At 71.6% G+C, this 6,150-nt stretch carries 5 protein-coding genes and 1 pseudogene; 4 read left to right on the top strand and 2 right to left on the bottom strand.

The genetic code is table 11. The features are described from left to right. The first annotated feature begins 489 nt into the window (after positions 1 to 489). From QSK03_RS15900 to QSK03_RS15890, 3 genes and pseudogenes are all read left to right on the top strand, one after another. On the top strand, positions 490 to 816 hold the full coding sequence (locus QSK03_RS15900) for a hypothetical protein (protein ID WP_285653809.1): 327 nt from the start codon (positions 490 to 492) through the stop codon (positions 814 to 816). 304 nt (positions 817 to 1,120) lie between these two features. After that, positions 1,121 to 1,643 (top strand): annotated as a pseudogene (locus tag QSK03_RS15895) (polysaccharide deacetylase family protein); the annotation flags it as partial. Positions 1,644 to 2,174: 531 nt separating this feature from the next. Beyond that, the gene (locus QSK03_RS15890) at positions 2,175 to 2,960 is read left to right on the top strand and encodes a glycosyltransferase family 2 protein (protein ID WP_285653805.1); all 786 of its coding nucleotides are present in this window, start codon (positions 2,175 to 2,177) and stop codon (positions 2,958 to 2,960) included. Here QSK03_RS15890 and QSK03_RS15885 read toward each other — a convergent pair. Beyond that, on the bottom strand, positions 2,924 to 3,511 hold the full coding sequence (locus tag QSK03_RS15885) for a TetR/AcrR family transcriptional regulator (RefSeq protein WP_285653803.1): 588 nt from the start codon (positions 3,509 to 3,511) through the stop codon (positions 2,924 to 2,926). The genes QSK03_RS15890 and QSK03_RS15885 overlap by 37 nt on opposite strands. Beyond that, positions 3,508 to 5,400 carry a flavin-containing monooxygenase gene (locus tag QSK03_RS15880; RefSeq protein ID WP_285653801.1) on the bottom strand — a complete coding sequence of 631 codons (1,893 nt, stop codon included), beginning with the start codon at positions 5,398 to 5,400 and terminating at the stop codon, positions 3,508 to 3,510. Before QSK03_RS15880 ends, QSK03_RS15885 begins: the two co-directional genes overlap by 4 nt. Positions 5,401 to 5,498: 98 nt before the next feature. Here QSK03_RS15880 and QSK03_RS15875 point away from each other — a divergent pair, with 98 nt between their 5' ends. Continuing rightward, positions 5,499 to 6,149, top strand: a complete 651-nt coding sequence (locus tag QSK03_RS15875) for a nitroreductase family protein (protein ID WP_285653799.1) — start codon at positions 5,499 to 5,501, stop codon at positions 6,147 to 6,149. The last annotated feature ends 1 nt before the right edge of the window (position 6,150 follow it).

The following is a 6,150-nucleotide window of genomic DNA, read 5'->3' as shown; positions in this document are numbered from 1 at the left end:
GGATTTTGAAGCTGACTGGCGTAGGAACCGTCATCATCAACTTCCCGGGGCCCACCTCACCGCAGCGACACGACCCCAGCTCCCGGCCCGGTCACACCCTCAGCTGCACTCCATTTCCGGAAGAGCCCCTAAAACCGGGTGTTCTCCTACGAGGTGGCGCGCACCGTCTGTGACCTCCTTCCACTCGCTGGCCCAGAACCCGCGGTGGCTGTCCCTGCCGGTCGGGTAGACGCTCACTCGGGGTGGGGTGAGGGCGGAAGCCGCGACATGCCGCCGATTGGGGGCGGTCACGTAGCGTGTCGCTCGCTTAGATGGAGCTGTTACGGGGCGTCGAGTGCTCTGGTTATCCGCCTGCCACAGTTGCAGTCGATTCGCCCCTTGGGTAGTACATTTGTCATACCAATCTCTGTGGTGATGACGATCTGTGGTTGACGAGGTCTTGCTGGGACCTCGGTGAGTGGCAGATCGGCGAGACCGGGGGGTTGGGCCATGAGCACGACGGAGTCGGGACTGGAACCAGGCGATCGGACGCCGATGTTCGTGAACGCCAGCGGGTGTCGGCGGCGCGGGGTCCTGGTGCTGGGCTATCTCGGGGCGTCGGCCGCCACGGCCTATCTCGCTGCCTTCGGTCTCACGCTGGGCACGACGACGGTGGCGTTGCAGCCGGTCCGCGCGACACTCGGGCCTACCCCGTCCGCACCCGACGACGAGGGCGACGACGACGCGCCCGACGAGGCGGAGGTTCAGGCGGCCGCCGCGGAGGCCGTGAGCGTCGCGACCCATCACGCTGCGCAGCGAGCGGGCGACCACCCATGACGCCTGCGCCGAGCGTCCGCGCCACGTTGTCGCACCTCGTGTGGAGCCGGCCCGGAGTGTGGAGCTGCGCGTTGTCCGGGCGCCGCAGCGCGTCGTGACGACCACGCACACGACCGTCGTCACCCGCGAGACCCCGCGAGACCCCGCAGGCCACCGCGCATCACGACCAGCACCGGTCGCCCACCACGCACAGCCACACTTCCGCGCACGGCGCGTCTAGCCACGGGTCGAGCGGGACGACTGACGCCGCCACCGCCGACGTGCTCTCCAGGGGGCACTCGTCGACGTCCGGCCAGGTGTGACCATGGCCGCCCACCGCGCGGCCGCGCCCGCGAGGAGGCGTCGCCGCGGCCTGCCCCGATCCGGCGTGGTGTTCGTGGTCGTCGGCCTGCTGCTGTTCAGCTGCCTGCTCGTCGTCGACGGGCTCGCGCGCTCGCAGGTCGGCGTCGACGCCTTCACCGAGACCACCGAGCCGGACCCGACCGACGGCGTCCCGCCGGCGATCACCGACGGTGGGCCGGTCATCGACGCCCGTGGGGCCACCCCGGCCAGCGCGCGGATGCCAGCCAGGACCGTCGCGCTGACCTTCGACGACGGCCCGGACCCGACGTGGACTCAGCAGGTCCTCGAGGTGCTGCGTCGCCACCAGGTGCCGGCGACGTTCTTCGTCGTCGGCTCGAACGCCGCGCGTCACCCCGGGCTGCTGCGCGACATCCGCGCGGTTGGGTCGGATGTCGGGCTGCACGTCCACGCACCCCGACCTGTCGCAGGCCTCGGACTTCCGCATCGACCGTGAGCTCACCGAGGCCCAGCTGGTGATCGAGGGCGCGGTGGGGGAGTCGAGCTACCTGCTGCGCCCGCCGTACTCCTCGACCGCGGACGCGGTCACCGGCGACGCGCTGCGCTCGTTCACCACGGGCCGGCCGCGACGGGTACGTCACCGTTCTCTCCGACATCGACAGCCGCGACTGGGAGCGCCCAGGCATCGACGCGATCGTCCGCAACGCCCAGCCGGCGAACGGGTCGGGCGGCGTGGTCCTGCAGCACGATGGGGGGTGCGACCGGTCCCAGACCGTCGCCGCGCTCGACCGCCTGATCCCACAGCTGCGGGCCCAGGGCTACCGGTTCACGACCCCCGGAGGTCGCGGTCGGTCTGCACGCCGACAACCGCCCGGTGGCGGCGGCGGTCCACCTCGCCGGCAGCGTCGCGATCGGCCTGGTCGCCGTGGCGCGGTCGTCGTCGACGTCCTGACCTGGCTCCTGGTGGTCGGCGTGCTCGTCGTGCTGCGCCTGGTGGCCTGCTCGCCGTCCGGCGCCACCGGCCGCGGCATCGGCCCGGCTTCTCGTGGGGCCCGCCGGTGACCGAGCCGGTCTTGGTGATCATCCCAGCGTATGACGACAAGGAGAACATCGCGGCCACCGTGCGCTCGCTGGTGGCCCGCGAGCATCCCATCGAGGTGATCGTCGTCGACGACGGCAGCACCGACGGCACCCGCCGACGTCGTCGAGGCGCTGCGGCTCCCGCGCGTGCGGGTGGTGCGGCAGCTCACCGGCGGCAAGCCCGCGGCGCTGAACACCGGCATCGGGCACGCCCGCCACGACCTGATCGTCATGATCGACGGGACACCGTGTTCGAGCCGTCGACGGTGAGGCTGCTGGTGCAGCCCTTCGCGTACCCGAGCGTCGGCGCTGTGGCGGGCGATGCCAAGGTCGCGCACCGCCGGGGTCTGCTCGGGCGCTGGCAGCACATCGAGTACCTCATGGGGTTCAACGTCGACCGCCGCGTCTACGACGTGCTGCGCTGCATGCCGACCGCGCCGGGTGCGATCGGCGCGTTCCGGCGGCGGACGCTGCTCCTAGTCGACGGGGTCAGCGACGACACCTTGGCCGAGGACACCGACCTCACCGGGGCGATCTGCCGCAGCGGCTGGCGGGTGGTCTACGAGGACTCCGCCCGCGCCTGGACCGAGGCGCCAGCGACGCTGGGTCAGCTCTGGCAGGGTAGGTGGCGGCCCTCCATCCGCCCGAAACGTGCTGCGAGCAACAGCGTCGATCACCCTCACACGGCGCCGGGCACCTCGCTGCCCGCGCAGCAGGGTTCTCCACTTCATGGTCGCAGACCTGTGAATAGCAAAGCCGTGTAGGTGGCCACGACGTCGTCGGTGTCGTCGCAGGTCGTCCCTCGGATCCACCCACTGACGCCGTTGAGCATGTCGAGGATGCCGAGGGCGGTGATGCCAGGGTCGAGCGCCCGGAACTCGCCGCTGCGCATCCCCTCGGCGAGGACGTCGCGGACGCGACGGTTGTAGTGGTGCACGTAGTCGTCGATCTCGGCGCGGTGCTCGGGGCTGAGGGCGGGGCGTTCGTGGAGCCCCACCATGTACTCGACACGGCGGTGGAGCAGGTGGCGGATGTGGGCCCGGATGAGCGCCGTGAGGCGCTCGCCCGGGGTGCCGGGGGCGTCGAGCAGCGGGAGGTTCTGCTCGCAGGGCTCCTGGGTGACGGTCAGGCAGATCGCGTAGAGGATCTCCTCCTTGGAGGAGAAGTGGTGGTAGAGGCTGGCGCCGCGGATGCCGATCGCGTCGGCGATGTCGCGCATCCCGACCGCGGCGTACCCCTGGTCGGCGACGATGCCGGCAGCCGCCGACACGATCTCGGTGCGGCGCTCGCTGGTCGGCTTGCGGGCGGTGGTCATCGTTTCTCGACGGCGTACTCGTCGAGGTCGGCGTCGTGGGTCATGCGCCAGTAGTCGACGATCCGCCACGGCAGGGTGGAGACGACGCGGCCCTCGGCGTTGCGGTACCAGTTGGTCATGCCCGGGTGGGTCCACAGCATCCGGGCATGGGCCTCGTCGTGGCGGCGGGTGTAGTCCTGCTCGACGTCGTCGCGCACCTCGACCGCCTTCAGGTCGCGCCGCGCCATCGTCGTGAGCAGGTCGACGATGTAGCGGACCTGGCACTCGGCGATGGTGATGTAGCTGCCGCCGTGCCCGAGCACGGTGCCGGGACCGCAGGTGATGAACAGGTTGGGGAAGCCGGGGACGGTGATGCCGAGGTGGGCGTGGGCGTCCTCGGCGCCCCACACGTCGGCGAGCCGGACCCCGTTGCGGCCGCGCACCTCGATCGGCCACAGGTAGCGGTGGGTGTGGAAGCCCGTCGCCATGATGATCACGTCGGCGTCGACCTTGGTGCCGCTGTCGCCGCGCAGCCCGGTCGGGGTCACCTCGGCGACGCCCTCGGCGACCAGCTCGACGTCGTCGCGGCGCAGGGCGCGGAACCACCCGTTGTCGAGCAGCATCCGCTTCCCGAACGGCGGGTAGTCGGGCAGCGACTTCGCGACCAGGTCGGGCCGGCCCTCGAGCTCGGCCTCCAGGTAGCGGGTGAACACCCGGCGGTGCGCGTCGTTGACCGCGTTGACCGAGCGGTTCCCGTGCTCCCACTCCGGGTCGACCTGCAGGCTCGGGTGCACGCGGTCGTTGAAGTTCCACGCGAGCCGGGCGCGGTACCACTGGCGGTAGAACGGCACCCGGTTCATCAGGTGGTGCACGGCGTCGGGGAAGGCCTCGAAGTAGACGTCGTTGGGCGCGATCCACTGCGGTGAGCGCTGGAAGACGGTGAGGCGCGCCGGGGTGCCGGCGATCGCGGGGACCACCTGCATGGCGCTGGCCCCGGCGCCGACGACGGCGACGCGGCGGCCTCTCAAGTCCAGGTCCTCGGGCCACTCGGCGGTGTGGAAGAGGCGTCCGGTGAAGGTGTCGAGGCCCGGGATCGCCGGCGTCTTCGGGCGGTTGAGGGCGCCGGTCGCGCTGATCAGCACGCGCGCGGTGACGTCGTTGCCGTCGGCCGTGCGCACGGTCCAGGTGGCGGTGTCCTCGTCGTAGGCCGCGCCCGTGACCTCGGTGCCGAAGCGGATCACGCGCCTCAGGTCGTGGTCGTCGGCGACGTCGCGCAGGTACTGCTCGACCTCGTCGCGCTTGCCGAAGTGGGTGCTCCAGTCCCGCGGCGCGAACGAGTAGGAGTAGAGGTGGCTGGGGGTGTCGACGCCGGCGCCGGGGTAGGTGTTCTCCCACCAGCCGCCGCCGACCTCGTCGTTCTTCTCCAGCACGACGTGGTCGATGCCGGCCTCGCGCAGCTTGATCGCGGCGAGCATCCCGGACACCCCGGCGCCGACGATCACGGCGTCGATGTCGGTGCCCGCGGTCGCGGTGGGCGCGGGCTCGGGGGCGAAGCCGAGGTCCTCGGCGAGCATGTCGGCGTACTCCGGCGGGGCCGGCTCGCCGGTGGCGAGGCTCAACAGCTCGAGCAGCAGCTCGCGGGTCGGGGCCGGGATCGCGACCGGGGCGCCGGCCTCGTGGGCGACGACGGCGTCGAGCACGGCGGCCCGGATCTCGGCGGCGACGTCGTCGGAGAAGCCGCCGGCGTCGTTGTTGTCCATGCCGCGGCTGCGGGTGGGCCGGTAGGGGTCCGCGAGCCAGCGCCGGTCGCCGGTGAGCTGGACCAGGACCGGGACCAGCGAGGGCAGGTTGGCGTGCTCGAGCGCCGCGGCCAGGTCCGCCCCGCCGGTGTCGGTCACTGCTGCGGACATGAGCCCCCTGTCAGCGGTGGGAACAGCTTGACTTGTGCCGTGGGCCACAGCACGATCCGGTCGCAACGAACCTAACCACGGATAGGTAGGAGTTGGCGATGGAGCTGACCGACGCGATGCGCACCGTGGGGACCTGCCGGTACTTCACGGACGACCCGGTGCCCGACGAGGTGCTGCACCGGGCCTTCGACGCCGCACGCTTCGGCCCGCAGGGCGGCAACCGGCAGCCGGTGCGCTGGATCGTCGTGCGCGACCCGGCTCGCAAGCAGGCTCTCGCCGACCTCTACCTGCCGCTGTGGAAGTCGTACCTCGGCGCGATCGGGGACGGCTCGGTGAACGTCGGCGCCCTGCCGAAGACCGTGCAGGACGCCGACCACTTCGCCGAGCACCTGGCCGAGGCGCCCGCGATCGTCGTCGTGTGCGCCGAGATCGACGGGCTGCACCCGACCGACCTCGAGCTGGACCGGGCCTCGGTGGTCGGCGGGGCGTCGATCTACCCGACGGTGCAGAACTTCTGCCTCGCGCTGCGCGACCAGGGCGTCGGGTCGGCGGTCACGACGCTGCTGTGCCACCACGAGGAGGAGGTCCGCGAGCTGCTGAGCATCCCGGACGGGGTGCTCACCGCCGCGCACCTCGCGATCGGCTACCCGGCGAAGGGCTTCCCGCGCAAGCTCACGCGCTCCGCGGTGGAGGACATCGTCTCCAGCGAGACCTACGGCCAGCCGCTGTTCAGCTCGGCCGGCGTCTGAC

The sequence above is a fragment of the Actinomycetospora sp. NBRC 106375 genome, from assembly GCF_030269665.1.
Lineage (GTDB): Bacteria > Actinomycetota > Actinomycetes > Mycobacteriales > Pseudonocardiaceae > Actinomycetospora.
Note: the sequence above shows the minus strand (reverse complement) of the source record. Positions and strands in the feature narration are given on the sequence as shown.

Excerpts from the sequence above, each read along its gene's own strand:
- QSK03_RS15900 (WP_285653809.1), top strand. The coding sequence starts at position 490 with ATGAGCACGACGGAGTCGGGACTGGAACCAGGCGATCGGACGCCGATG.
- QSK03_RS15885 (WP_285653803.1), bottom strand. The coding sequence starts at position 3,511 with ATGACCACCGCCCGCAAGCCGACCAGCGAGCGCCGCACCGAGATCGTG.
- QSK03_RS15880 (WP_285653801.1), bottom strand. The coding sequence starts at position 5,400 with ATGTCCGCAGCAGTGACCGACACCGGCGGGGCGGACCTGGCCGCGGCG.
- QSK03_RS15875 (WP_285653799.1), top strand. The coding sequence starts at position 5,499 with ATGGAGCTGACCGACGCGATGCGCACCGTGGGGACCTGCCGGTACTTC.